The 26,287-nt window shown below is 45.1% G+C and carries 19 protein-coding genes, 1 other RNA gene and 1 CRISPR repeat array (1 of these 21 cut by a window edge); of the genes, 17 read left to right on the forward strand and 3 right to left on the reverse strand.

The window, feature by feature from the left end:
• Positions 1-755 precede the first annotated feature (755 nt).
• The 14 genes from VYJ22_RS03555 to hemL all read left to right on the forward strand — a co-directional run bounded on the left by VYJ22_RS03555 (position 756) and on the right by hemL (position 19,431).
• Positions 756-1,445 carry an RluA family pseudouridine synthase gene (locus VYJ22_RS03555; protein ID WP_329905091.1) on the forward strand — a complete coding sequence of 230 codons (690 nt, stop codon included), beginning with the start codon at positions 756-758 and terminating at the stop codon, positions 1,443-1,445.
• Between the two features lie 315 nt (positions 1,446-1,760).
• Positions 1,761-3,851, forward strand: coding sequence for a beta-N-acetylhexosaminidase (locus VYJ22_RS03560; RefSeq protein ID WP_329905092.1), 2,091 nt, complete (start codon positions 1,761-1,763; stop codon positions 3,849-3,851).
• A 370-nt stretch (positions 3,852-4,221) separates the two neighbouring features.
• The gene (locus VYJ22_RS03565; RefSeq protein ID WP_329905093.1) at positions 4,222-5,001 is read left to right on the forward strand and encodes a class I SAM-dependent methyltransferase; all 780 of its coding nucleotides are present in this window, start codon (positions 4,222-4,224) and stop codon (positions 4,999-5,001) included.
• Positions 5,002-5,097: 96 nt separating this feature from the next.
• The gene (locus VYJ22_RS03570; RefSeq protein ID WP_407989293.1) at positions 5,098-5,430 is read left to right on the forward strand and encodes a cupin domain-containing protein; all 333 of its coding nucleotides are present in this window, start codon (positions 5,098-5,100) and stop codon (positions 5,428-5,430) included.
• 246 nt (positions 5,431-5,676) lie between these two features.
• Complete coding sequence (locus VYJ22_RS03575) at positions 5,677-6,519, forward strand: GLPGLI family protein (RefSeq protein WP_329905094.1); 843 nt, start codon at positions 5,677-5,679, stop codon at positions 6,517-6,519.
• A 21-nt stretch (positions 6,520-6,540) separates the two neighbouring features.
• The gene (locus tag VYJ22_RS03580; protein ID WP_329905095.1) at positions 6,541-9,156 is read left to right on the forward strand and encodes a peptidase associated domain and porin domain-containing protein; all 2,616 of its coding nucleotides are present in this window, start codon (positions 6,541-6,543) and stop codon (positions 9,154-9,156) included.
• A 1,221-nt stretch (positions 9,157-10,377) separates the two neighbouring features.
• Positions 10,378-11,109 (forward strand): energy-coupling factor ABC transporter permease, encoded by a 732-nt coding sequence (locus tag VYJ22_RS03585; RefSeq protein ID WP_329905096.1) that lies wholly within the window; start codon positions 10,378-10,380, stop codon positions 11,107-11,109.
• On the forward strand, positions 11,106-11,390 hold the full coding sequence (locus VYJ22_RS03590) for a hypothetical protein (protein WP_329905097.1): 285 nt from the start codon (positions 11,106-11,108) through the stop codon (positions 11,388-11,390). Before VYJ22_RS03585 ends, VYJ22_RS03590 begins: the two co-directional genes overlap by 4 nt.
• Positions 11,390-13,492, forward strand: a complete 2,103-nt coding sequence (cbiQ, locus tag VYJ22_RS03595; protein WP_329905098.1) for a cobalt ECF transporter T component CbiQ — start codon at positions 11,390-11,392, stop codon at positions 13,490-13,492. The genes VYJ22_RS03590 and cbiQ overlap by 1 nt, the downstream gene beginning before the upstream one ends.
• Complete coding sequence (gene hemA, locus VYJ22_RS03600; RefSeq protein WP_329905100.1) at positions 13,489-14,736, forward strand: glutamyl-tRNA reductase; 1,248 nt, start codon at positions 13,489-13,491, stop codon at positions 14,734-14,736. The genes cbiQ and hemA overlap by 4 nt, the downstream gene beginning before the upstream one ends.
• Positions 14,733-15,626, forward strand: coding sequence for a hydroxymethylbilane synthase (gene hemC / locus VYJ22_RS03605; protein ID WP_329905101.1), 894 nt, complete (start codon positions 14,733-14,735; stop codon positions 15,624-15,626). The genes hemA and hemC overlap by 4 nt, the downstream gene beginning before the upstream one ends.
• Positions 15,623-17,152, forward strand: a complete 1,530-nt coding sequence (cobA, locus tag VYJ22_RS03610) for a uroporphyrinogen-III C-methyltransferase (RefSeq protein WP_329905102.1) — start codon at positions 15,623-15,625, stop codon at positions 17,150-17,152. Before hemC ends, cobA begins: the two co-directional genes overlap by 4 nt.
• Positions 17,153-17,156: 4 nt before the next feature.
• Complete coding sequence (hemB, locus tag VYJ22_RS03615) at positions 17,157-18,131, forward strand: porphobilinogen synthase (RefSeq protein WP_329905103.1); 975 nt, start codon at positions 17,157-17,159, stop codon at positions 18,129-18,131.
• 7 nt (positions 18,132-18,138) lie between these two features.
• Positions 18,139-19,431, forward strand: coding sequence for a glutamate-1-semialdehyde 2,1-aminomutase (hemL, locus tag VYJ22_RS03620; protein WP_329905104.1), 1,293 nt, complete (start codon positions 18,139-18,141; stop codon positions 19,429-19,431).
• A 128-nt stretch (positions 19,432-19,559) separates the two neighbouring features.
• On the opposite strand, the gene eno is transcribed toward hemL, so the two are convergent.
• Positions 19,560-20,840 (reverse strand): phosphopyruvate hydratase, encoded by a 1,281-nt coding sequence (eno, locus tag VYJ22_RS03625; protein WP_329905105.1) that lies wholly within the window; start codon positions 20,838-20,840, stop codon positions 19,560-19,562.
• 212 nt (positions 20,841-21,052) lie between these two features.
• A complete protein-coding gene (gene pdxH / locus VYJ22_RS03630; RefSeq protein WP_329905565.1) occupies positions 21,053-21,697 on the reverse strand; it encodes a pyridoxamine 5'-phosphate oxidase in 645 nt (214 codons plus the stop codon).
• A gap of 152 nt (positions 21,698-21,849) precedes the next feature.
• On the opposite strand from pdxH, the gene VYJ22_RS03635 reads away from it, so the two are divergent.
• Complete coding sequence (locus tag VYJ22_RS03635) at positions 21,850-23,043, forward strand: L-serine ammonia-lyase, iron-sulfur-dependent, subunit alpha (protein ID WP_329905106.1); 1,194 nt, start codon at positions 21,850-21,852, stop codon at positions 23,041-23,043.
• A gap of 283 nt (positions 23,044-23,326) precedes the next feature.
• Here the strand turns inward: VYJ22_RS03635 and VYJ22_RS03640 are convergent, their stop codons facing one another.
• Complete coding sequence (locus tag VYJ22_RS03640) at positions 23,327-24,787, reverse strand: DUF5686 family protein (RefSeq protein WP_329905107.1); 1,461 nt, start codon at positions 24,785-24,787, stop codon at positions 23,327-23,329.
• 55 nt (positions 24,788-24,842) lie between these two features.
• Between VYJ22_RS03640 and VYJ22_RS03645 the strand changes: the two genes are divergently transcribed.
• Both VYJ22_RS03645 and ssrA read left to right on the forward strand, forming a co-directional pair.
• Entirely contained in the window at positions 24,843-25,031 is a 189-nt protein-coding gene (locus VYJ22_RS03645) for a hypothetical protein (protein ID WP_329905108.1), read from the forward strand.
• Positions 25,032-25,087: 56 nt separating this feature from the next.
• Positions 25,088-25,493: a transfer-messenger RNA gene (gene ssrA / locus VYJ22_RS03650) on the forward strand.
• A gap of 83 nt (positions 25,494-25,576) precedes the next feature.
• Positions 25,577-26,287: direct repeats of the CRISPR family, unit length 30 nt; unit sequence ATTTCAATTCCAGTATGGTACGATTAAAAG; it runs 3,026 nt beyond the window's last position.

The following is a 26,287-nucleotide window of genomic DNA, read 5'->3' on the forward strand; positions in this document are numbered from 1 at the left end:
ACCTGAGGTAAACTCCCTGTGCACTCACTCTTAGCGCCTTGCACTTTACCCTCTCTGCCCGGTCAAAGTGTCTTTTGTCGGCTTTGCCTCCAAAATCCATGAGACTGTTGACTTTTGCAACAGTCTCAAAATATATGATCAGTGGAGCAAAAAAGATACTCTGTGTAGAATCGTTCGGCTGTGCAGCATGTGTGAGGGGTAATAGATATGGCTTAGCGTAGCCGGGTAGGTGCTCAAGGTTAGGGTATTAGTCGTTGATTGGGATGTATTATATTACACTTGCAAGGGGGGAGTATGCCGGGAGGCAAGCTCTTGCGTGCATGTCTGTAAGGTGTAGATGCACGGGACTTGACGCATTACCTTGGAATAATGAGCTGTGGGGGTAAGTACGGGGTGGCTTATTTGTGCTGACATAGGACTATAGGGTATCATAAGTAAATGCATCAACTCTTTTTCTACAAAGATACAACATCAGCCTCCCTTTGTCAAGCCCACAGCATGCATGATACAAGATACAAAATGAGAGATTGTACTATCACTCCCCAAATTGACAAAATGATAGTTGACAAGGGGCGTTTTAGATTTTTTAACCTTTGTACACTCCCTCCTCGGGGTATGCAGACTGATCCTATCGCATAGCCCTCCTTTACTATTATCTGCCTAAGAGCACTACCCAAACTAATACCTCTACACTCTTATTATCCTTTACGGGCTACAATAATTCATTAACTTTGTCACACAAAATACTCAAGTTTATGCCCCAAGAACCCATTGTTATATACGAAGATAATCATCTGCTCATTGTAAACAAACGCCCGGGAGAGATAGTCCAAGGTGATAAAACCGGCGACGAACCCCTGGCTGATACTCTGAAGCAATGGCTCAAAGCGAAGTATGACAAGCCCGGTAATGTATTCCTGGGCGTGGTGCATCGGTTAGATAGGCCGGTAGGTGGCATCGTTATATTTGCCAAGACAAGCAAGGCTCTCACCCGCATGAATGAGATGTTCAAAAAAGGCGAAGTGCAAAAAAAGTATTGGGCCATTGTAGCACAAAAGCCCTCCAAACAGCAAGATACCATAGTATCTTATTTGAAAAGGAATACCAAACAAAACAAAAGTTACCCCTCCACCTCCAAAGACAAAGAGGCCAAGGAAGCGCGGCTTACTTATCGCCTATTGGCATCGTCCGAGCGTTATCACCTCATCGAAGTGGAATTGCACACGGGAAGACATCATCAGATCAGGTGTCAGCTCGCCTCGATAGGTTGCCCTATCAAGGGTGACTTGAAGTATGGCTATCCTCGCAGTAACCATGACGGTAGTATCAGTCTGCTCTCGCATGAGATACAGTTTGTACATCCGGTATCAGGGCAGGATATTCACCTTGTTTGCAATACGCCCGGTGATGTCTTGTGGGATACGCTGTCGCGTGCCATGTTATAGATCAGACTGTTTTATAATTGCCATGGAGTACAGCTCCCTTGTCTGGAATGGATAGATGCCGTGTAAACGGCTTTTCATAGGCTGCTATGTATGCTCCCCCATGCGGTATTGTAAAGCATGATGGCGCATATCCACCATCTCGCATATCAGCGAAGAAGATGCTGTGTGAAAAGTGCGTTCATCCGGCTTATGCCTTGAGTAAAAACACGATGCCGAGATCCGGTTGCGGATACAAATCCTTGTTTTGTCAGGCAACAATGATTTAATAATTATCTTTATACAGTAAAAGATACTCTATTCCCTAATTCGATACTTATGAACTGTATTAATACGCTTTTGAAACACCTTTCTATGGGGGTGATACTCTTCTTCCTATTCTCTCTTTTTGAGGGGAAAGCCTTTGCAACACCCATATCTGCTTCCTCTACGCTTAGTCACAAGGGGGGTACAGATTCTTTGAAAGTAATCCCCTCGGTAGATAAGTGGGAGCCTTCACAAGGATATTATGGTATCAAACATCTCGATGTGAGTTATGCGCAGGGCAATGACTCCATACGTGAGCTGGCTCATGTATTCCATGAGGAGATCGCCCGTGACCTCAAATTGACCTCTAAACTACGAGGTGCGGTCGGTACGGGCGGGAAGCATACGGGCACTCCCGGTATCTTCCTCAATATCGATGCCGACATCCCTAAGCCCGAGGCTTACCGCATACGCATTACATCCAAAAACATACTCCTTAGCGGTCATGATTACCGTGGACTTGTGTGGGCTACCCGCACACTGTTGCAGATGATGGCACAGTATGGCTATGGCCTGCCACAGGGTGCGATAGAGGATAGCCCGTCTTATCCCAATAGGGGATTTATGATAGATGTGGCGAGAAAATTTTTCACTATAGAGGATTTACGTGATTACATCAAGCAATTGTCGTACTACAAGATGAATGAGTTGCAGGTGCACCTCAATGACAACGGTTTTCCCGAATATTTCGGCAATGACTGGAATAAAACCTATTCAGCTTTCAGATTGCAGAGCGATTACTTCCCTGGACTGGCTGCAAAGGATGGGCACTATACCAAGCAAGAGTTTCGTGACTTGCAAAAGATGGGGCGTATCTACGGAGTCAATGTGATTCCCGAGATTGATATTCCGGCTCATAGCCTTGCTTTTGCGCACTACCGCCCCGAGCTGGGGAGTAAGAAATACGGAGAGGATCACCTTGATCTGGACAATCCTCATGTATACACCTTTTGCGACAGTCTCTTGCGCGAGTATATCAGTGGGGACAATCCTGTTTTTATCAACGATGATGTACACATCGGTACGGATGAGTATGATGCACGCGAATCGGAGAAGTACCGTGCTTTTACCGATCGTTACCTTCGATTTGTACAGTCGCTGGGCAAAACGGCACGTATGTGGGGAGGTCTGCGATGGCTCAAGGGTAAGACCCCCGTACAAGCCCAAGATGTGGTGATGAACGCCTGGTCTTATGACTGGGTAGATCCTCACCTCTCAGTGCAGGATGGGTACAAGCTACTCAATAGCTGCGATACTTGGCTCTACATTGTCCCGGCCACGGGGTACTACCGTGATACATTGGACACGAAGTGGCTGTACGACAAATGGACTCCTCTGATGATGAATCGCAAAGAGACTTTGTCCGACAGCGAAAAGCATGCCTTGCTGGGTACCATGTTTGCCGTGTGGAATGATCACTGTGGCAACGGTATATCAGCCCAAGATGTACACTGGCGTGTGTACCCTGCTATCAAAGTCATGGCAGAGCAGACGTGGAGCGTGGATCATACAGAGAGGAGCAAAGACTACAATGCCTTCAGGCACAGCATGGACATCCTGCACGAAGCTCCGGGAGTGGATATGGTGGGTCGTTGGTCCGACAAGGAGTTGCAGGCATTCAACCGGTCGGTCAAGGGCAAGAGCTATACGCTCACGGGCAACAATACATATAGCATGCATGCACCTCACAACTCTGCAGGCTTTGATTACGAAGTGGAGTTCTCATGGCTCGACAAGGGTAGCAGGCCCGGTACCGTACTGTTTGGCAATAGATACACGGAAATTCTTGTCAATATAGAGGGTACGGGGTGCATCGGCTTTACACGTGACGGATATACTTATAAGTTCAATTATAAGGTAGATAATCGCAGGCATCACTATAAGATCACGGGTACATCCGCCAAGACATGCTTGTGGGTGGATGGCCGGTCGGTAGATACATTGAGCGCTGTGCCCATAGAGTCATCGATCAATAAACACGGACGTAAGACCCATATGTACTATCAGCAGACATTGTTTTTCCCTACCCAAACCGTAGGGCATCCTACACGCTCTGCTAAGGGTAGGCTCAGCGACATTTCTATTAAGCAGATCTCCCATTAGGCCAAGCATCACAGGCTTCTTACAATAAGAGACAACGCCATTGTCTCGTAATAAATTAGTCAGCGTCTCCAGACTATCCTTAGGTAAAGGTGTGTTTAGAGGCGCTGATATTTTGGGCCGTGTAGGTACGTAATATATTACTCATATCCACATTCTACCTGATATGTTGAAGGAAAGGAATAGCTGAGGGAACTACTTATCAATTATTATTATAAAGCTGTAAAATCATTGTTTTTAGGGATTGTGCCTCTGATGTGGTTCTGCTACTTTTATGTTATCGGCATGAAGAGTCTTTTCATAGATGTCGATGCGGTTATAAATGTGACCCTGCTTGTAGAGCACAAGGGGTCATTCACTAAAATTAAGCCTTATGAAAGAAGAAAAAATGAATATGGATCAAGGCCACTGGATACTTGCCAAGTTGGGTAAGCGGGTACTTCGCCCGGGTGGTCGAGAGCTTACAAATATGATGATGGATATCCTTAATATCACCCCGCAAGATGATGTTGTAGAGTTTGCTCCCGGCATGGGGTATACTGCATCTCTCGCAGTAGCTCGCAGCCCACACTCCTATACAGCGATAGAGCTCAATGAGGAAGCAGCGGATATTGTGCGTAAGAATATCCATTATGCGAAAGCTGAAGTGGTGATAGCCAATGCAGCAGCCACAGGATTGGCCGATGGCTGTGCGTCCAGGGTGTACGGTGAGGCTATGCTCACCATGCAAAGTGATGCGCAAAAGGAAAGTATCATCAGAGAAGCATCACGATTGTTACGTCCGGGAGGTATGTACGGTATTCATGAAGTGGGACTTTACCCCGATGATATAAGCGAAGATATCAAAGATAAGGTACGAGTGGATATGATGAAAAGCATCAGGGTCAATGTGCGTCCTTTGACGCGCTTGGAGTGGTGTGCATTGTTGGAGAAGCATGGGTTCGAGATTGTAGCAGTCAGGCAAAACGCGATGCATTTACTTGAGCGTGACCGAATGATTGCGGACGAAGGCTTCTGGAGATTTCTTGGTATTGTGATCAGAATGATGTTTCATCCCAAGGCTCGTGCACGAGTTATACAGATGCGCAAGACATTCCGCCGTCATGCCGATCATATCAATGCCATAAGCATCGTGGCTCGTAAATTAAAATAAGATAGAGGTGTTGTTCCTTCATCTTAATTATTTATATTTAGTGGGGATCGATTGAGTCGATCTTACCGTAAGTTATTTTATCTAAAATGAAACATAATGGAAGAAATGAAGAAAAAAACGATTCTTACTCCTGCATCTCTGATCGATTATGCTCAGGGTGGTATTGTGAGTAAAGAACTGATTCATACAAATACCGGCAATATTACTTTTTTTGCTATCGATGAGGGACAGAAGATCAGTGAACATTCAGCTCCTTTCGATGCCACAGTAATGATTGTAGAGGGCGAAGCCGAAATTATAATCGGCGGGGAGCCATTCATTCTTAAAGCCGGTGAAATGATAGTGATGCCTGCCAACGAACCGCATGCACTCAATGCTGTGAAAGCGTTTAAGATGATGCTTATCATGATACGCTCTCTGGCTAAGTAAATATCCTCATACGGATGTAGCATCCGTTATTGTCTCCATTGCTCGTTGGGTACGAGCTGCCTGCCGTTCAACTGATCGGTGTGGCAGCTCGTATTTTTCATTACTACATCTTATAAGATCTCTGTAGCTCCTCATTATATTCTTTATTTTATGATATATGCAATATAAGTCATATATTCTCGTTTTGATAATAAAATCCATGAAATTATTTTATTCTCTATAATAAATTAAAATTCATAAAGTCCAATGAAACACATTTTGAGATTCACGAGCTTAATCCTGCTGGGAGTTATGTTTGGAATTAACAGCTATGCACAAAGCAACAGCGGTACAAATCCTGAATGTATCTATAAATACGTAGTCAGCAGTACAGACAAAGCGGGCTCTAAGGTAGAGGGCAATTACTTTGGCGTATTGCAAATGACTCCCGTCCATTCACGATTTATCGATTATTCGGCATATGCCGTGGATTCTGCCCAAGTGTGCAAGGCTCCGGCCGGTGAGATCAAGACTCTTTCGGAGAAAGAATTCAAAAATACCCATTACTTCACTCCCGTTATCTATAATATAGCCAAAGACAAGAAGCTCACGGTGTATGATTACATAGGACTGGATCTGTGTAAATATAGTGAGGAGTTGCCTATTGTTAAGTGGGAATCAGTCGATGGCTCTATGGACGTTTGTGGATATAAATGTGCCAAAGCCGTGGGCTCTTACGCCGGTCGTCGCTGGACTGTATGGTACACGCCGGATATCCCTCTGCCTTATGGTCCTTGGAAGCTCATAGGACTGCCCGGGCTTGTACTCAAAGCCACCGATGCCGATGGCATACACACTTTTGAAGCTATTTCCATCCGTAACACCGCTGTGCCGTGTGTTTCCAGGGATGCGAGGGATGCTACCGGTACATCAAGAGACAAGTTCATCGCTACAAGGAACAAATTCATGGAATCGCCCATGTCCAATATCCCCCAAGAATCTATCAAAGAAATATCCGTTTTGAAAAATGGTGATGAGAAAACACTCATTATCAACGGTGTTCCGCTTCGCAATTTCGACGGCACTTACATACCTCTCGAGCTCAAGTAAAGCCCCTCCAAGCAGGTATATATGAGACCTACAATTCGGACGGCTTTATTACTCATCTTGTTATCTCTGCCCGGGCTACAATCAGTGTACGCCCAGGTGAGATGGCTGGGTAAAATATCTGATGCCTCTACAGGACAGCCTGTGGAGAATATGATGGTGAGAGTGGTGAATGCCGGTAAAGTCAAGTCCTTTGTGATGTCTGATAGTAAGGGCGCATTTGTCCTTGAGTCTAAACAGACCGATGACAAGGATGAGCTCGTATTCAGTCACTTGGCTTATCAAAGCAAGACCATTCATCCTCAAAGTCCCTCTACCTTCATCAAGGTCAGTGTGACGCCCAAATCCATTGCTTTGCGAGAAGTGACTGTGAGCCAACCTCGCATTGCGCAGAAAAAAGATACTCTGGTCTACAACATTGCCTCTTTTATAGGCAAAGGCGACAAGTCTCTCGAAGACGGTCTCAAAAAGATACCCGGTATCCAAGTCAATGACAACGGAAGCGTACAGTACCAAGGCAAAGACATCAGCAAATTTTATATTGAAGGGTCAGATATCATCTCCCAAAACTATACCGTGGCCACGAAGAGCATGCCTGTAAAAGCGGTGTCCAAGGTGGAGGTTATGGAAAACCATCAACCTATCAAGCAACTTCAGGGTAAAGTGTTCTCCAATCAGGTGGCACTGAATATAAAACTCAAAAACAAGTACCTCTTCAAGCCTTTCGGATCATCAGAGGTCGGTGTCGGCATCAATCAGGATAAGGACCCGCTATACAGAGCTGTAGGTTCAGTTATGGGATTCAACCCTCGCTACCAATTTATAGGAAGTATCAAGCTCTCCAACAACGGAGCTGAAGATAGCCGAAATACTTTTTTCATGTCTTTTCCTCAGCCTCGGGCCAGTACTGCTGCCGAGATATTGGGAGAGATCTCAGGCTCGTCTCCTCCGCTCAAAAGAAAAGACTATACCGCTATTACGGATCATATGGTGAGTCTCAATGCGAGATACAAACACTCCAATGATGCCTATACCGATGCCAAAGTGGACTATATCTACAACAAAGGAGTGCATACCTACGATGTGCATAGCCACTACTACACGCCTGCTCGCCACATTGATGTCTATGAGATCTCAAAGCCAATGTCTGCTCTGTATCAGCCTACTCTCACCCTGCGCTATCACCGAAACGATAGTCTCATATACCTCTTAGACGAATTTAAGGTGAAAGGGAAATTTGAGAAAGGCCAATTCGATTTGTGGCACAATAGCGACGCTATCTCGCAGACCCGCTCAACTAAAATATTGGATGTTACCAACTCGCTCAATCTCCTGAAGACTATAAACGACAAGCGTGTAAGTCTCAATTGGGATATACAGTACAATTATACACCTCGGGTCAATATAGCTTATGGAGGTGATCTGCCGGCTGCAGACCGTATGACACAGCAGGCACAAAACTCGTTCTTGTCTACAAGATTCAGTGCTGGTATGGATCTCAATATCGGCCGGCATCATATGATCCGATTGCCTCTTACCGTATCTTACCTTTACAACCGTGTAGAGACTATGACAGATCCGCTCTTGCCGTACGCTATGCACAATGAGCTTTACGGCTATTCTCTATCCCCCATGCTTAATCCGTCATATACCTACACGGGGGTGGGACGCAAATTTGTACTCACACTCAGTACCCCTTTGGGCTTGTACAGGCATAGTTTCCGTGATGTTCCGGGAGCCAAGGACAGGTTTGTCAACCGCTTCGTATTCAATCCAACATTAAGCATCAATTATGATATTATCTCTAATCTGAAACTTTCGTTCGAGTCTCGATATAATGAAAACATCGGTGATATCACGGATTATCTTACAGCACCCATAAGAGTGAATTATAGAACAGATCGCATAGCTTCAGGCATCACGAGTCTCAATAAATTCTTTTACACACGTGCCGATATCGACTACAAGCGTCCGCTTGATTTATTTTTTATCAATATGTATTGCAGCTATGGCCGGCTTTCGTCTAACCTGATCTCCAACATCTCCTTTTTGCTCTCCCAAAAGCAACTCCTCTCTATACTGCCATTTTCGTCGCATACTGATAATATAAAAGCACGTGTGGGAGTAAGTAAGCAATTAATTGATATAAAAACCAAGATCGGTGGAGGTATACAATACATCTACTCGAAGAGTTATGCTTATAAGGAGTCGGAGCGAGTACCTGTCTCAGGACATTCTCCCTCGGTGGATTTTTCATTCAATACCAATCCTTACAAATGGATCGACGTTGGCTACGACTTCAGTTACGCTTTACAGCGCTACAGCTATGCGGGTATAAAATCATCGTTGAACAACAATTCTCATGCTGCCAAGATGAGAGTATATCCGCTTTCCGATCTGGCATTGATAGCCGATGCTTCCTATAACCATCATAAAATAGCCGAGCGTGTTTACAAGGATTTCTTTATGATGAATGCGGCCTTGGAATATAAGATTGATAAGGTAAAACTGAAATTGGAGGTAAACAATATCTTGAATCGCCGCACTTACTCCTACACCCTTTTTAGTAATGCGGACTTCTACTCATACAACTATCATCTGCGCCCTCGTGAGATTTTTATCTCCTTAAGCCTGTTCTAAGGTAATTATTGGAGTATAATTATACTCTTTCACTAGGTATGGTACTGTGCGGTGTAAATCATCTTGATTCAAATCAGGAGGAGCTTGTTTTGACATTTTGTCAAAATAGGCTCTTCTCCTTTCCGTAAAGGTTATTTATGTAATTTATTGCTCGCCATTTTATTAAACAAATTGAAGAAGTGTGGTTATGTCTCAAAAATAAAGATGTGTTAGTTAAGACAAAGAGCTTATTTGTACAATGTCTAAATAAGAAATACCCATTTTCACCTCCAAATTGCAGAGGATTTAAGGCTAAATAAAACTGATGGTCACATCTTTGTCATATAGCCAATAATTATAGAATATGCATCCGCTATGTTGCATCTCTTGATTATTATACAGCATCTAGCATAGTTGCTAAAGCAATTGCAAATTCTAATAGCATGAGTCAATCATCCGTATATGATAAGTCCATCGACCGTGTACGATAAAATGATCGACTGTGTACGATAAGACGATTGACCGTATAGGATAAGTCGCCCGGCCTTGTACGATGTTTTTGAGATCCGAGTAGGGCAGATATGGGAACCGGAGCGTCAATTTTTTGGAAAAAAGCAGGTGGTGTGTTTGCGCAGCCGTAGATGTTAAGGCGTAGAGATTACATTTTGGCGAGGATTCATGAGTGAAACTTCTCAGGTATAACCCTCAAGATTTGTAACATCTATTTATGGTAAGGCACGGAGCCTGACTCTAATGATAGACCCGAGTATAGCCTCACCATGTATTCATGTAGGGTGATATGGGCGTAGGTAGTGGAGGTGTGTGATGTGTAACAGATGTTCATGTAGCGAGTAATGTATGGGATGAAACGTGAGAGGGTAGGCCGTAATGCAAAGATACAATATTCGCACCCCCTTTGTCAATACCCCATTATTTGCTGTATACATATACGCGAGCTCATTAGTATGCAAGCCTCATTTACTTACATTATGATAGTTTGCGCCCTGAAAAATCACAATGTGTTACGAACGTTAAAAAGTGGTGTTATTGAAGACGTTTGAATATAAATAGTTAATTTTGTAATCAATAAGAAAAGTATAGAAATCATTAAACCTATTTTCAAAGCCGGATATTTATCGTGATAGTCGGTTGTCAAGACATGTTTATCGAACAGTTCCATATTAAACCAGCTCTACAGGCAACATCCACAATGACCGGTTTGACCTTTACATCAATAAAGTAATGAAAAATAAGTATATCTGCCTTTTGGCCGTTTTATTCCTGATTGCCCAGCCCTCCTTTGCCATGCATATTATGGAAGGTTATTTGCCTTTCAAGCATTGTTTGATATGGTACGCTGTCTCGCTTCCCTTTGTGGTATTGAGTTTCCGTTATGTGGCAAGGCTGGTGCGTCGTGATCCCAAGCAAAAGATTACACTGGCACTTGCTGGGGCTTATGTGTTTTTGTTATCCGCTCTCAAGTTGCCCTCTGTCACGGGGAGTAGCTCTCATCTCACCGGCACCACTCTGGGCACTGTGATCACGGGGCCTATGTCACTGCCCGTGATAGGGCTTATAGTGCTACTGTTCCAGGCTTTGCTCTTGGCTCATGGCGGTATCAGCACTTTGGGCGCCAATATTTTTTCACTTTCTATAGCGGGGCCTTTTGTGGCTTATGGCATTTACAAGGGGCTCGGATCGCTCAGAGTAAACAGGAATGTCAATGTATTCCTGGCCACTTTCATAGGCTCGCTTTCTACTTATCTTACGACTTCATTCCAGCTTGCTTTTGCTTATCCTGATCCACAATACGGTATCTGGGCATCTGCTATGAAGTTCATGTCCATCTTTGCCGTTACGCAGGTACCGCTTTCTTTGATCGAAGGCTTCCTTACGGTGCTTATATTCAATATACTCGTGAAACAAGGTATTACTCCCTTGCATTTGATGGCTAATAAAAACGAAGTACGATGATGAAAAAGAAACATTGGATATTACTTGGGCTTATAGCCTTGTTCTGTGTAGGAGTACCCTTGGCGGGCATGCTCATTGACTTTGGCGAAGGTACGGATGATGCAGCCGGTACTATGATAGAGCAAATAAGCAACACACCTCCGCCCGAGACACAGGGCTTTGGATTTCACCCTACCGAAGGACAGGAGCCTTGGCTCTTCGTTTTACAGATCTTGATAGGTCTGGGTATATTCTTCTGGGCTCTTGTGGCTTTGAACAAACATCACTCCAATAAGAAATAATGACCGTAAAGTCCCATTTGACCAACAAGAGCAAGATGCTCAAAGCGAGTCTTATGACGAGTTTTATAGGCGGTAGCTTGCTGGTGCTTGTTTTGTTGTTGGCCATAGACTCTGATATATTCACAGGTATTGTCGCAGGCGTCATATTCCTGGTGCGACTTGTGGGCAAAGCTTCGTGGCGTAAGTTGTTTTACAAGCGCATGCTTTGGTTGCAACCTTTTTTGCTGCCCGCAATCTTGCCAGTACTCTTTGTACGTGTCGTAGGAGGGCAAGATAGTCTATGGAATATATGGGGGTGGGGTATTACGGATGAGTCTTTGTCTTTGTTTGTCCATATATATCTGCGATGCTTGGGAGCCATTGCCTTGGTCATGAACCTTACCGTAGTATGCCCCGTGTACTACCTCCTTAGAGAGATGCGGCGTGTGAGGGTGCCCGGCTTGCTGGTAGAGCTATTCGAGCTGGTGTATCGGTATATCTTTTTGCTGGGCGAGACAGCTCACAATATCCTCATCGCGCAGAAAGCACGGCTGGGTTACTGCGGCGTTAGAAATCGCATGCACCACTCCTCCATGCTTTTCGGCCAAACTCTGGTGCTGGCATACAGCGAGGCCGATAGGTTTTACCACGGTATGGTATCGCGTGGCGGAGGCGGTGAAGAGGAGAGAGAGGCACACCCTTACCTGCAAGGTCGTGAGGAGCAAAATGATGCTCTACCCTTACAGGTAAAAGATCTATGTTTTAGCTATGTGTCGGGTAAGGAAATCCTGACCCAAATATCATTTGATATAGAGAGAGCGCAGAAGATAGTCTTGTTGGGCTCGAACGGTGCAGGCAAGTCTACACTCTTCCTGCTACTCGACGGCATACTCAAATCCAATGCGGGAGACATTGTGCTGGGAGATATAGCTATTGACTATAAGAAAGAGTCGGTGCGCTTCCTGCGACGGCATATCGCTTTGGTCTTTCAGAACTCCAATTACCAGCTTTTTGCCCCTACTGTGGAAGAAGAGATAGCTTTCGGCTTGAAGAATATGGGGCTTTCGGGCGAAGAGCTGGATGTCACGGTGGAGAAGGTAATCGCGCAGTATGAACTTGGCGAGATACGCACTTTGCCGCCGCATAAGCTGAGCGAAGGTCAGAAGAAATGGGTGGCAATAGCAGCAGTACTGGCTTGTAATCCGTCGATAGTTATTTTGGACGAACCTACTTCTAATCTCGACTGCTACTATACGCACCGAGTGATAGAGTTACTGGACGAATTATACCGTCATGGAAAGGTTGTGATCATCTCCACACACGATATGAATCTTGCTTATGAGTGGGGAGAGAGAGCTATTGTTATGGACAAGGGTGAGCTCATTGCCGATGGCAGCGTCATAGCTGTATTCAATGATAGGGAGCTTTTGGTCAGAGCCAATCTGGAGCAACCGGCTATATTGCGATTGCAGGGTACGCACCTGCCCTACGGTGAGGTTGAAGCCGTAGAGGATGCATCTGCCGGAGGTGGATTTTTACCTTTGTTTCTCAAGAGTGGAGATGTCCGTTGCCTTATTGTGGGTGGGGGGCAAGGTGCGCTGAAGAAGGCTATGCTTATGCAGGGCAAAGGAGTAAAATGTACACTACTGGCACCCGAAATTTGTGCGGACATGACAGAGTACGTTGGGGATCATAGCATACCTTTTATACAGAAGGATTATTGCAGTGCTGATATCTGTGACTTCAACCTTGTGGTAGCGGCTACCGGTGACAGGGCTGTGGAAGAGATGATAGCACGCGATGCCAAGGAGGCGGAGAGGCTGGTCTGCTCTATTTCATACCCGGAATTGGGAAACTTTGAGTTTGCAGCCCTATGTGATAAAGAAGGGTTGCAGATTGCAATCCACACATACTACAGCTTGCCTGTGCTCACACGCAAACTGAAAGAGCATTTGCAGGAGACTATTCCTGTAGGGTTGGCACAGCAATTAGCAGAACTGAGCTTACTGCGTAAAGACATAATAACATATCACAAAGAACAACTAGATATTTCACAAATTAACAGGTTACAGAATAAATATGAACAACTCATGGCACAAGTGCTCGAGTTATTGAAATTATGATAGGATTAATCGGGATCAATCACAAGAGTGCCGATGTCGGGATCCGAGAGTTGTACGCTCTGGCTCCGGCAGAAGGCATTGCATTCGTAGAGTCTTTGATATCTACGGGAATGATAGAGGGGGCTATGGTGCTTTCGACTTGTAACAGGCTGGAAGTGTATTACGAGACACGTTCGCTTTGTCCGTCCACAGGTCTGTCCATAATTACACGGTTGGAAGAGTACAATCATCTTCAAGAGTCATCAGCTCAACTTTTCTACCGTTGCACCGGCAGGGAGGTGTATGATCATTTATTCCGTTTGGCATCGGGGCTCGACTCCATGGTCGTGGGCGAGACACAGATATTGGGACAACTCAAAGACGCCTTTCGCCGTGCCACGGACAACAGCCAAAGTACTTCCGTGCTATCGCGCATGTTTCACAAGGCTTTCGAAACTGCGAAGAAGATACGCTCACAATACCTTATCAGTTCTACACCGATATCTGCCGGCAGTGCGGCGGTAAACTACATGACCACCTTGGGCATCGGCAAAGACGAGCCTACGCTTATAATCGGGGCAGGACAAATGGCAGAGACTATATATGATACGCTCATGGCTTCAGGCTACAGCGATATCAGGGTTTACAACAGAACCCGTGAGCGTGCCGAGAAATTTACCGTGGGGCGCAGGCTCAAATGCTATTGTGAAGGAGAGTTGGATGTAGCTCTTGCCGATGCATGCCAAGTGTATGCCGCTACTTCTTCCCTCACACCTGTAGTGACACGTCAGGTAATGCCTTTCGCAAGTGACAGGCCGGTGTATATGTTTGACATGGCTGTACCTCGCAATATTGCGGAGGACGTGGCGCAACTCAATCATGTGCATGTGTACACTATAGATGACCTCAAGAAGGCGCAAGGCGAGGAAAGTGACTATTCTATGTTGAACGAGCCTGAAATAGAGGCATGCCTGCAAGAGAAGATAGAGGAGCTGGTATCATGGACGGAGGCTTCACGCATGAGGGAGGTGATATCCTTGATACAAGAGGCTACCGCCAAATTGCTGGAAAAGGAGATGGCTCATCTGCCCAATCAGCTTACTTCTGAAGAAATAGAACTGATCAGCCGTTACGACGAGCATTTCCGCATCACGATGTCTACTGCTATAATCTCATCACTCAAGCAGATTACCAATGACGGGCAGAACATGAAATATGCCGAGTCGGTCAATCGTTTGTTTAAAAACATACTTACCAATATATGAGATCCAAAATAGTATTGGGCACACGGGGGAGTAAGTTGGCGATGCGCCAGACCGAGCTGGTGCGAGAGGCACTGATGCAGGTATATCCCACTTTGGATGTAGAGATCAAGGTGATCTCTACCAAAGGAGACAGAGACCTCAACATGTCACTCAGGGGACAACTCACCAAGGGGCTTTTTACCGAGGAGATAGAGGCGGAGTTGCTCAGCGGTGACATAGATGCTGCCATACACAGCCTCAAAGACCTACCCGTGGAGTGCACTGCCGGTACTTGTATAGGAGCTTATCTCAAGCGAGCCGATACGAGTGAGGTGTGGATAGGGCATCACCATCTGCGTGATCTGCCTGCAGGTTCCGTTGTGGGCACATCAAGCCACAGACGTGCCTTCCAGTTGCTCAGTAAATATCCTCATCTTGAAATACGTGATATCAGGGGTAATGTAGAGACCCGCATCAGGAAGTTTCAAGAGGGACTCTATGATGGCATACTCATGGCCAAAGCAGGCATAGATCGGTTGGGCCTGGGCGGTCATATCCGTGAAATCATTGCAGAAGATACTATCGTACCTGCTCCCGGTCAGGGTGCAATAGCTGTACACATACGTGACAATGATGAGGAGCTCAAGGATGTATTGGCACAGATCAACGATCATACTACCGAACGTGAAGTGATCACCGAACGAACTATCCTCAGTTTGTTGGGGGGAGGATGTGCACTGCCTTTCGGCTGCAGATGTCATTACAGTCACGGCACTTATCATATACTTGCTTTCTTTAGTGATGAAACTGGACAGGTAACACACCGGGCGGAGCAAACAATTGAGGAAGGTGATTATCTCCGTCAAATAAACTATCTTGTGGATACCCTTAAATCAAATATTCAAGGATGATGGAAAAAGGTAAGATATATCTCGTGGGCGCAGGCCCGGGTGATCCCGAATTGCTTACGGTGCGCGCGCGCGACCTGCTTACTGAAGCAGACTGTGTAATTTACGATGCGCTGGTCAATCCTGCCATACTCAATCTGGTCCCGTTACACGCCCAACTGATCTATGTTGGCAAGAGAGCCGATCATCACTCCTACACGCAGGAGGAGATCAATGATATCATCTTGCAAGAGTATAGACCCGAGGGTATTGTTGTGCGACTCAAGGGTGGTGACCCCTTTGTTTTCGGCCGTGGAGGTGAAGAGATGCTGGCATTGGCACAAGGGGGCATTCCTTTCGAAGTAGTTCCTGGTATCACCTCCGGCATCGCTGCTCCGGAATATATGAGTATCCCCGTTACTCATCGGGGCATCAGCACGTCCGTGACGTTGATCACAGGATTTACCAAAGAGCTCCAAGCACCTGATGCGGACTGGGATGCATTGGTACGTCTCGGTGGCACTTTGGTTTTTTATATGAGTACCCGCACAGCTCCATTGGTGAGTGCCAAGCTCGTAGAGGCAGGCATGTCCCCTGATACACCTATGGCTATTATTACCAACGGTACATTGCCTCATCAGACTATGATCTGTGATAAGATTTCGGCTTTTACGGATACATTTACAGACTACGAAATATTAGCTCCGGGGCTTGTGGTCATAGGCGATGTGATAGGACTCAAAGACAGTGTGCCTGATCGACCGCAAAAACCGCTGCAAGGACAAAATATATTGGTAACCCGCTCACTACACCAATCATCCAATCTAGCAGATATGTTGAGCAACTGTGGAGCCAATCCTATATTGCTGCCTACGATAGAAATTACTCCCCTGGAAGATCAGTCGTGTCTGAGATCAGCTTTTGAGAATATCTCTTCTTATAATTGGATATTCTTTACTTCGGTCAATGGAGTAGAAGTTTTCTTCGATGAATTACTCAAAGGGGATAGAGATATTAGAGCCGTGGCCCACTGTTCCTTTGCGGTAGTAGGTAAAGCTACCGGAGATGCCATGATGAAATATGGACTTAAGCCCGACTTCGTACCTGCCAAACACACGGGCGAAGACATGGTGGCGGAATTTGTGCAGAGCTATGACATGGATGGGGTGAAGGTGCTACTGCCGGGATCTGTATTGTCACGCGATGCTATCAAGGACAATCTGTCCGATCATGGTGTCGTCTGTGATTTTATTCCCGTTTACGACAATCAGCCTATCCACTATTCGTCGCAACGCCTGGAGGTAATGCGTGCTATTGCTCCGCAGTGGATCACATTTTGTAGTTCATCCGCAGTGACCAACTTCATGAAGTTGGTCGACAATCATGGTTTGCAGGATTGGATACGGCACTCCCGCATCGCCTGTATAGGAGAGCTTACCGCACACACAGCCACTCATGCCGGCCTACAGGTGGATGTGATGCCACACAAGCCTCTCATGGAATTATTGGTTCAAGAAATTATAAATTATACACAACAACAAACACACTAAGGATATGTTCCCATTTACCAGAATGCGCCGTCTCAGAAACACTGAAGCTCTCAGAGCCATGGTGCGTGAGACCTCATTATCACCTCAAGACTTCATAGCTCCGCTCTTTGTACGTCATGGAGAAAATATTAAAGAAGAGATATCTGCTATGCCGGGGCAATACCATTTCTCTGTAGATACAGTGCTTACAGAGTGTGCAGAGCTGGCAGCTCTGGGTATCAGTGGAGTGATGCTATTTGGTATTCCCGACCACAAGGATGCTACAGGCTCGGAATCGTATGATGACAACGGCATAGTACAGCAAGCTATCAGAGCTATCAAAAAAGCTTTGCCCGACTTCCTTGTTATAGCGGATGTGTGCATGTGTGAATATACCGATCACGGACACTGCGGTATTATTCACGACCACTACGTAGATAATGATGAGACGCTCGAATACCTGTGCAAGCAAACGCTCTCTTATGCCCGTGCGGGCGTGGACATGGTGGCTCCCTCCGATATGATGGACGGGCGCATACAAGCGATGCGTAGGGCTTTGGACGAGAATGGTTTTGTGAAGATTCCCATCATGGCTTACTCAGCTAAGTTCAGCTCTGCATTTTATGGACCTTTCCGTGAAGCAGCCGACTCTGCGCCCTCGTTTGGTGACAGACGTTCGTACCAGATGGATCCTGCCAATGCCAATGAAGCTCTGCGTGAGATAGAATCGGATATAGAGGAAGGCGCAGACATTGTAATGGTCAAGCCTGCTTTGCCTTATCTCGATATAATTGCCCGTGCGGCACAGGAATTCAAGTTGCCTATTGCCGCTTACAATGTGAGTGGCGAGTACTCTATGGTAAAAGCTGCCGCAGCCAATGGATGGATCGATGAAGATCGCATCATCATTGAATCTCTATTGAGCATCAAGCGTGCGGGAGCCAAAATTATTATTACTTATTTTGCCAAAGATGCCTGTCGCATCATGAACAAACATTAGCGATACTATGCCTACTTACACAAAATCTGAGTCTCTGTTTCAGGAGGCCAATCAGTATATCCCCGGAGGAGTAAACAGCCCTGTGCGTGCATTTAAATCTGTAGGGCGCACGCCACTCTATATCGATCATGGCACGGACGGTCATGTGTTTGACGTAGATGGTAATGAGTACATCGACTTCATCTCTTCGTGGGGGCCTCTCATCCTGGGGCACGCCAATCCTCTCATCCAAGATGCCATCCGCAAAGAAGTGGAGAAAGGTACAAGCTACGGCGCATGCAATGAACACGAGGTGGAGATGGCTCGTATGATCTGCAACTTCTTCCCCTCCGTAGACAAGGTGCGTATGGTCAACTCGGGTACCGAAGCTACTATGAGTGCAGTGCGTCTGGCAAGAGGTTTCACGGGGCGTGACAAGATTATCAAATTCGATGGTTGCTATCATGGGCATGCCGATATGTTCCTGATCAAAGCCGGCTCAGGACTTGCTACTTACGGCGAGAGCGGCAGTGCAGGCGTAACCAAAGGCACTGCGGAGGATACTTTGGTGGCTACGTATAACGATATTTCTTCGGTAAAAAAACTGATTCAAGCCTTTCCTCATCAGATAGCCGCTGTGATACTGGAGCCTGTGATGGGGAATATGGGGCTTATCATGCCTCGTGAGGGCTTCCTGCAAGAACTGCGTGAGCTTACATCCGAACATAATATCTTGCTTATCTTTGACGAAGTCATCAGCGGGTTCCGTGCAGCCAAGGGTGGGGTACAAGAGCTATTCGGTATAAGTCCTGATCTCACCTGTCTGGGTAAAATTATAGGCGGTGGTCTACCTGTGGGAGCTTTCGGAGGAAGGGCTGATATTATGGATCATCTGTCTCCTAACGGACGTGTCTATCAGGCGGGCACCCTATCGGGCAATCCACTGGCTATGGTAGCAGGTATTGCTATGCTTCGTCAATTGGAATCTCCCGGGTTCTATGACGAGCTTGAGGCGGTAGGAGCTCGATTCGAGGCTCTCGTGCAGGAAGCTATTGTTCCCTATGGGGACAAGCTTTCGTTCAATCGTTGCGGATCATTATGCACACTCTTTTTCAAATCCGGCGGTGTGATTTGTAATGATGATGCCAAGAAGAGCGATACAAATTTGTATGCTCGCTATTTTCAGCTGATGTTGGATCAGGGCGTCTATTTACCACCATCGCAGTTTGAGTGCATGTTTCTTTCCGCTGCTCATACCGACGAGGATTTACAGCGTACTGTAGAAGCTATGTCTACTGCTTTGGCCAAGGTGCTGGCATAGCTTTCATAAAATATAATAAACAAATAGGGTGTGCCAACTGTGTAGCACACCCTATTTTGATTATATGTATTACGGACCAATTCTCAACGGTGTGAGTATTTGGGGCCGTGTTTGAACGAGTCTAAGACTTACTTTACTCTCTTGTAACCGTAAACGGCAAGATTGCCAAGTTCTTCCTCGATACGGAGAAGTTGGTTGTACTTGGCCATGCGGTCGGTACGGCTGAGCGAACCTGTCTTGATCTGACCGGAATTGGTAGCAACAGCGATGTCTGCGATAGTAGCATCTTCTGTTTCGCCGGAACGGTGCGAAGTTACACTGGTGTAACCATGACGGTGAGCCATCTCGATAGCATCAAGAGTTTCAGAAAGTGTACCGATCTGGTTCACTTTGATCAGGATAGAGTTACCACAATCTTCAGCAATACCACGCTTGAGGAATTCTACGTTGGTTACGAACAAGTCGTCTCCTACGAGCTGACAACGCTTGCCGATAGCAGCAGTAAGTTTCTTCCAGCCTTCCCAGTCGTTTTCGCTCATACCATCTTCGATAGAGTCGATAGGATATTTCTCTACAAGCTCAGTGAGGTAAGCTACTTGTTCGTCAGCATTACGCTTTACACCCTTGTCACCTTCGAATTTAGTGTAGTCATAAACGCCATTGCTGTAAAACTCAGAAGAAGCACAGTCCATAGCGATGGTAACATCCTTACCGGGTACATAGCCGGCAGCTTCTACAGCTTTGAGGATTGATTCGATAGCGTCTTCGGTGCCATTGAGTGCAGGTGCAAAACCACCTTCATCACCTACAGCAGTGCTGAGGCCACGGTCATGTAATACTTTCTTAAGTGCGTGGAATACTTCGGCACCCATACGAAGACCTTCACGGAAGCAAGATGCACCTACGGGACGGATCATAAACTCTTGGAATGCGATAGGAGCATCAGAGTGTGAACCACCGTTGATGATATTCATCATAGGCACGGGAAGAACGTAAGTATTGGTTCCGCCGATATAGCGATACAAAGGTATTTCGAGGTATGCGGCAGCAGCTTTGGCAACGGCCAAAGAAACGCCCAACATGGCGTTGGCTCCGAGGTTACTCTTAGTCTTGGTACCATCAAGCTCGATGAGTTTGTGGTCGATAGCACGTTGCTCTAGAACGCTCATGCCATATAACTCGGGAGCAATTACATTATTTACATTGTCAACAGCTTTGAGAACGCCCTTACCGAGGTAACGCTTCTTGTCGCCGTCGCGAAGTTCGATAGCTTCATTCTCACCTGTAGATGCTCCACTGGGTACTGCTGCACGGCCCATAACGCCACAAGCCAAATGCACGTCAACTTCTACTGTGGGATTACCACGAGAATCAAGAATCTCTCTTGCTACAATCTTTACAATTTCCATAACCTTAATTATATTTTTAAACTGATAACAAACGCAAAGATAATAAATAATAAAGAATTAATTCATTAAATAAATTTGTATTTATACCTCTTTCTTTTTAGTTCCTTGTAAATATTAGGATTTGTTGGGTAATTTATTGATGATCACCCACTAATAATTGAGGATTGAGGAGGTATCAGTCACTTTAGTGCGCTCTGATACTACAGACTTGTTTAGGGCGCTATACGGGTAAGTGTCCATGTGTTGTCCTCATTGCGGGTATAGAGAAATCTGTCATGCAGGCGACTTTCCCTTCCTTGCCAAAATTCTATTCGATTCGCCTTGACGGCGTATCCTCCCCAGGTACCAGGGCGAGGCACCTCACGCCCTGCGTATTTGAGACTTTCCTTCATAAACTCGGTCACGATAAACGTCCTGCCGGGAATAGGGCGGCTTTGGGGAGATATTCTAGCCCCTACACGACTTTTATAAGGACGTGTTTTGAAATATGCATCGCTAATCTCGGGCTCTAATTTGCGGATGTTTCCCTCAATATGAATCTGTCTCTCGAGCTCGTGCCACAAAAAGGTAAGACACACATGCGGATTGGAGGCAATCTGCTGTCCTTTGCGACTTTCGTAGTTGGTATAGAATACAAACTCATCACCCAAAACTTCTTTGAGCAGTACTGTGCGTGTACTGGGGTGCCCGTCCGGAGTAGAAGTGCCCACAATCACAGCGGTCGGCTCCAGCGCTTTAGCGTCGATAGCATCTTGTAGCCATTTAGCAATTAATATAAAAGGATCGGCCGGCATATCCTTGCTACTAAGACTTTTACTTATATACTCACGTCTTACATTCTCAAGATGTAAATCCATCATTTAGTATTTGATTTAATTTTTTAAACTCTTTTGTTCGTTTATTTACAAAAATACCTTTTTTTCTATACTTTTGCGTAGTCTTTATGATAAATAAGGATTACCTTTTTTACTTATTACACACTACTTTCTAATTTAGAAATTCTTCACTCATGGAATCAATAAAACAAATATATCGTATCGGTTATGGCCCCAGTAGCAGCCATACTATGGGACCTCGCCGGGCAGCAGAGCAGTTCCTGGAGCAATGCCCGAGGGCTGATTACTTCAAAGTCACTCTTTATGGTAGTCTTGCTGCAACCGGCAAGGGACACCTTACAGATGTAGCCATCTTGGATGTGCTTACAGCTGTGGCGCCTACCGAAATTATCTGGAAGCCCGAGATAGAAATGCCTTTTCATCCTAATGGGATGCTTTTCGAAGGATATGATGGCGAGCATCATCTGCTCAAAGATTATCTGATCTATAGCATAGGCGGGGGTGTACTTGCCAATGAAGACTTCAATGAGCAGAAAGCATCACAGATATATCCCCACAGCACCATAAAAGATATAATAGAACACCTGAATACTACCGGAAAGAGCTTCTGGGAATATGTAGAGGAGCATGAAGGCAATACCATATGGGACTATATGGCAGAGGTATGGGATGCTATGCGAAGCGCAGTAAGAGAAGGGTTGGAAGCAGAAGGCGTTTTGCCCGGAGGTTTGGGCTTACGTCGTAAAGCGGCAACCTATATGATCAAAGCCAAAGGATATGGCTCCAGTGTGCGCAATAGGGGTAAGGTATATGCTTACGCTCTTGCGGTAAGTGAGCAGAATGCTGCGGGAGGGCGCATCGTCACAGCGCCCACATGTGGAAGTTCCGGTGTTGTGCCAGCTGTGCTTTACCATTTGCAAGAGAGTAGAGAGTTTGCCGATGTGCGTATCTACCGAGCTTTGGCTACAGCTGCTTTATTTGGCAATGTGGTTCGCACCAATGCTTCCATCTCGGGAGCTGAAGTAGGTTGTCAGGGCGAAGTAGGAGTGGCTTGTGCCATGGGAGCTGCGGCAGCATCTCAGCTTTTCGGAGGGTCTTTACAGCAGATTGAGTATTGTGCCGAGATGGCGCTGGAGCATCACTTGGGACTTACTTGTGATCCTGTGTGTGGCCTTGTGCAGATACCATGCATCGAACGTAATGCTTTTGCTGCTGCTCGTGCTTTGGATGCCAATACTTATGGATCATTCAGCGACGGCAAGCATCGTGTAAGTTTTGATCAGGTAGTAGAGGTGATGCGACAAACAGGTCATGACCTTCCTAGCCTCTACAAGGAGACATCTACCGGAGGTCTTGCTATGGTTTAAGATGGTCACAATACCCAATTGAGACCGTTGCATAGCAGGCCAATTGCTTCGTTGCTTGCGAGATTCGCGCTAGGTCATTTACCTGAAGTAAACTCCCTGTGCACTCACTCTTAGCGCCTTGCTCTTTACCCTCTCTGCCCGGTCAAAGTGTCTTTTGTCGGCTTTGCCTCCAAAATCCACAAGACTGTTGACTTTTGCAACAGTCTCAATTGGATAAAATAGAATACAAAAAATCCTGTGGCAATAGTCACAGGATTTTTTTGTTTGAACATGTATTATTTTCTTATTCTCTTTCTCCCCATTTCTTTGTGAGGTTGATGAGCGGAATACTTAGGCGAAATGCGATAGCCGGTTTACCACGCTCAAAATCATATCCCAGGAATAAGCCCATACGTGTAAGATCACCATATCCTATCGAGTAACCTCCTTCAATGTAAGGTTTCATGCCTTGGATCTGTGACAAAGCCTTGACATGTAAGGTTTCATCGAGGCGAGCTTTTTTGATTTTATTCCATTGGGTTACCAGCAAATTCTGAGAGGTATAATTCAATTGGGTCGAAACCCATTGATTACCTCCTGTATAGAGGTTAGGTAGTGTCGCAAAAGTATAATTGAGAGGTTGAATGGTAATTGCATAGTTCTTCCCGAAATACTTTTCATCAGGTTGCATTACATACGTTCTGTCAATATATTTACCTGCCGTAACCAGATAGTCAAAGAAGGCTTCTTTACCCGTAGGGAATGCTCCTCTGACTATTCCTTCTATCATTTTATACTGTACCCACTTGTCCGAAGTCTCTCCTTTAGGCTTGAATGCTTGCCGGTATATGACTCCCAATGCCGGCAGTGGGTATCCTGCCGGATTGATATATTTGGCTCCCCCTGCCGTGCTATATCTAACTTTGGGACTCAGATGAAACAGTAACTGAGCTTCTCCTGTTAGGGCTTTGTGCATCTCAAACTGGCTGTTGTCTTTGTAATAAGGTGTCCTTTTTTCCATTGTTCCCGTTAGAGTGAGCTGTAACCTGTTACCTATAAACATTTCATTGCGTACCAAACCGTATTCTTTGCGGTAATATCTTACCGGGCTATTACCCAAGGGGAATATAGGATACTGATTGAGATATGTTTGTTGTGCTGCCATGTAATTGAGATCCCCGGAAGTAATCCCTCCCGATAAAACCAGCAGGCCTGCCAAGGTGCGAGGAGCATAATGCAATGATAGATTATGCTGCGTATTGATATACTTACTTTTTGTGGTGTAATAAATAGAAGGAATATAAGTGAGCCTAACCCCGGGTTTGAACCTATATGATAATCCTATTTTGTATCCCAACCACCAGCCGTCATCATCATTGATTTCATCAATAACGCTGGTGAGACCGAAAACACCTAAACGGAAATTCTTAAAATCATAATCTTTACCAAAAATGAGATATCCCCATATTCCCGCTTCATCTCCTTTGATCATAGGATGATCAGTCCGAGGGTCTTTTTCGCGTTCCCTGTAGCTACTATCTATCTTTCTCAGGAAATAATAACTTCCTATGACCCTGAACTTCTCTTCTGGCATGTAGCGCAAGAAGCGTTCCATGCGTTTGCTGGGGCGCAAAGTATCTGCACTCACCACACTTTTTAGAGCCGCATTATCACCTTTTATGGAATCATTTAATGGCACATTATGTGCATTTAAACTCAGGGTAGTGAGGGCTATCAAAAAAGATATTATATATTTATGTTTCATTTGGGGGTGATATTTATATCAAAGTTAAATGAAAAACGTTTATATAAAATAGATTATGAGGATAAAAAGAAAAAAAGTTACACAAGTATTCTTATGGCTTATTATCATGCTTGCAATAGTATGCATAATAGCCGCATTTTTTGTCAATGAAGCTCAACGATTGATAATCATGGCAGGAGGAGCTCTTCTAATCATCAACCTTATTATCATGATGTATTTCTTTAGGCGCAATGCCGAGGACTGACTCCTATAAATATTGTGATTCATAATATTTTTTTAACTTTGTACTATACAAATCATGGGGATGACTGGCTTTGACAGCGTGATGAAGTGATTTGTAAGCATGTAGTGCGTGGGTGGCTTGCACTATAATCTCAGACATCGAACTTTTTAATTGGCGAAAATAATTTTGCTCTTGCTGCATAACCGAAGTATAGTAAGTTAATGCTTAATCATCGCAATAGTTGCGGTGACAAGACATCACCCGAAAAGCTCCCGTCCTGTAGCGTTTCGATATGGTGGTGCTAAAAATTCAGGAATCGCTCATTGTAGCCTTCGGCAGTGGGTTAAATTTTAGAAGGATAAGGATAGTCCACTGGTAGCTTCAGCCGCAGGCCTGTCTCGAAAATCGTAAGTGAGGCTAAACATGTAGAAAGCAAATTAATTCCATGTTTGGACCAGGGTTCAATTCCCTGCATCTCCACACATTGTTAAGCGTAAATTGTTGTAATAGACACTTTACGCTTTTTTATTTTGATTTATTGATCTTCCCTAGCTCCCCTCTATTCCTATCCAATCCCACTATGGTACGATTAAAAGTCCCCACTCTTGCGCGTATTCTTAGTCTTAGTATTCAATTTCAATTCCAGTATGGTACGATTAAAAGTCCCACACGTACGATAGTTATTATTCCATCACAACAAATTTCAATTCCAGTATGGTACGATTAAAAGCATAATTTTAAATTCGGCTCGATCATGTAAAGAACTTATTTCAATTCCAGTATGGTACGATTAAAAGTTCGAATATCCTTCAGCAATTCATCCCATTCTTGTAATTTCAATTCCAGTATGGTACGATTAAAAGGAAATATGGATTAACTCCCTCGTGGGTAATCTTTTTGATTTCAATTCCAGTATGGTACGATTAAAAGTGAACACTAATAATTCACAGCCTACTCGAATATCAGATTTCAATTCCAGTATGGTACGATTAAAAGCTCGCTGTCCGATAGCCCTTTTTCGAGGATATATATATTTCAATTCCAGTATGGTACGATTAAAAGTCGGTGTGACTGTAGCACGGGCGTTTGGTAGAGACTCATTTCAATTCCAGTATGGTACGATTAAAAGATAAAGATGACCACTTCTTAATTTGGCATGACTTAGATTTCAATTCCAGTATGGTACGATTAAAAGTATTCTTCATCACTCACTTCTTTTTTAGCGTCCTCGATTTCAATTCCAGTATGGTACGATTAAAAGCAATTAACAGAAAAGC

The sequence above is a fragment of the Porphyromonas pogonae genome (assembly GCF_036320655.1).
In the GTDB taxonomy this organism is placed as follows: Bacteria; Bacteroidota; Bacteroidia; order Bacteroidales; family Porphyromonadaceae; genus Porphyromonas; species Porphyromonas pogonae.

What these genes read in the sequence shown, in the direction of transcription:
- VYJ22_RS03555 (WP_329905091.1), top strand. Translation starts at nt 756, where the DNA reads ATGCCCCAAGAACCCATTGTTATATACGAAGATAATCATCTGCTCATT.
- VYJ22_RS03560 (WP_329905092.1), top strand. Translation starts at nt 1,761, where the DNA reads ATGAACTGTATTAATACGCTTTTGAAACACCTTTCTATGGGGGTGATA.
- VYJ22_RS03565 (WP_329905093.1), top strand. Translation starts at nt 4,222, where the DNA reads ATGAAAGAAGAAAAAATGAATATGGATCAAGGCCACTGGATACTTGCC.
- VYJ22_RS03570 (WP_407989293.1), top strand. Translation starts at nt 5,098, where the DNA reads ATGGAAGAAATGAAGAAAAAAACGATTCTTACTCCTGCATCTCTGATC.
- VYJ22_RS03575 (WP_329905094.1), top strand. Translation starts at nt 5,677, where the DNA reads ATGAAACACATTTTGAGATTCACGAGCTTAATCCTGCTGGGAGTTATG.
- VYJ22_RS03580 (WP_329905095.1), top strand. Translation starts at nt 6,541, where the DNA reads ATGAGACCTACAATTCGGACGGCTTTATTACTCATCTTGTTATCTCTG.
- VYJ22_RS03585 (WP_329905096.1), top strand. Translation starts at nt 10,378, where the DNA reads ATGAAAAATAAGTATATCTGCCTTTTGGCCGTTTTATTCCTGATTGCC.
- VYJ22_RS03590 (WP_329905097.1), top strand. Translation starts at nt 11,106, where the DNA reads ATGATGAAAAAGAAACATTGGATATTACTTGGGCTTATAGCCTTGTTC.
- cbiQ (WP_329905098.1), top strand. Translation starts at nt 11,390, where the DNA reads ATGACCGTAAAGTCCCATTTGACCAACAAGAGCAAGATGCTCAAAGCG.
- hemA (WP_329905100.1), top strand. Translation starts at nt 13,489, where the DNA reads ATGATAGGATTAATCGGGATCAATCACAAGAGTGCCGATGTCGGGATC.
- hemC (WP_329905101.1), top strand. Translation starts at nt 14,733, where the DNA reads ATGAGATCCAAAATAGTATTGGGCACACGGGGGAGTAAGTTGGCGATG.
- cobA (WP_329905102.1), top strand. Translation starts at nt 15,623, where the DNA reads ATGATGGAAAAAGGTAAGATATATCTCGTGGGCGCAGGCCCGGGTGAT.
- hemB (WP_329905103.1), top strand. Translation starts at nt 17,157, where the DNA reads ATGTTCCCATTTACCAGAATGCGCCGTCTCAGAAACACTGAAGCTCTC.
- hemL (WP_329905104.1), top strand. Translation starts at nt 18,139, where the DNA reads ATGCCTACTTACACAAAATCTGAGTCTCTGTTTCAGGAGGCCAATCAG.
- eno (WP_329905105.1), bottom strand. Translation starts at nt 20,840, where the DNA reads ATGGAAATTGTAAAGATTGTAGCAAGAGAGATTCTTGATTCTCGTGGT.
- pdxH (WP_329905565.1), bottom strand. Translation starts at nt 21,697, where the DNA reads ATGGATTTACATCTTGAGAATGTAAGACGTGAGTATATAAGTAAAAGT.
- VYJ22_RS03635 (WP_329905106.1), top strand. Translation starts at nt 21,850, where the DNA reads ATGGAATCAATAAAACAAATATATCGTATCGGTTATGGCCCCAGTAGC.
- VYJ22_RS03640 (WP_329905107.1), bottom strand. Translation starts at nt 24,787, where the DNA reads ATGAAACATAAATATATAATATCTTTTTTGATAGCCCTCACTACCCTG.
- VYJ22_RS03645 (WP_329905108.1), top strand. Translation starts at nt 24,843, where the DNA reads ATGAGGATAAAAAGAAAAAAAGTTACACAAGTATTCTTATGGCTTATT.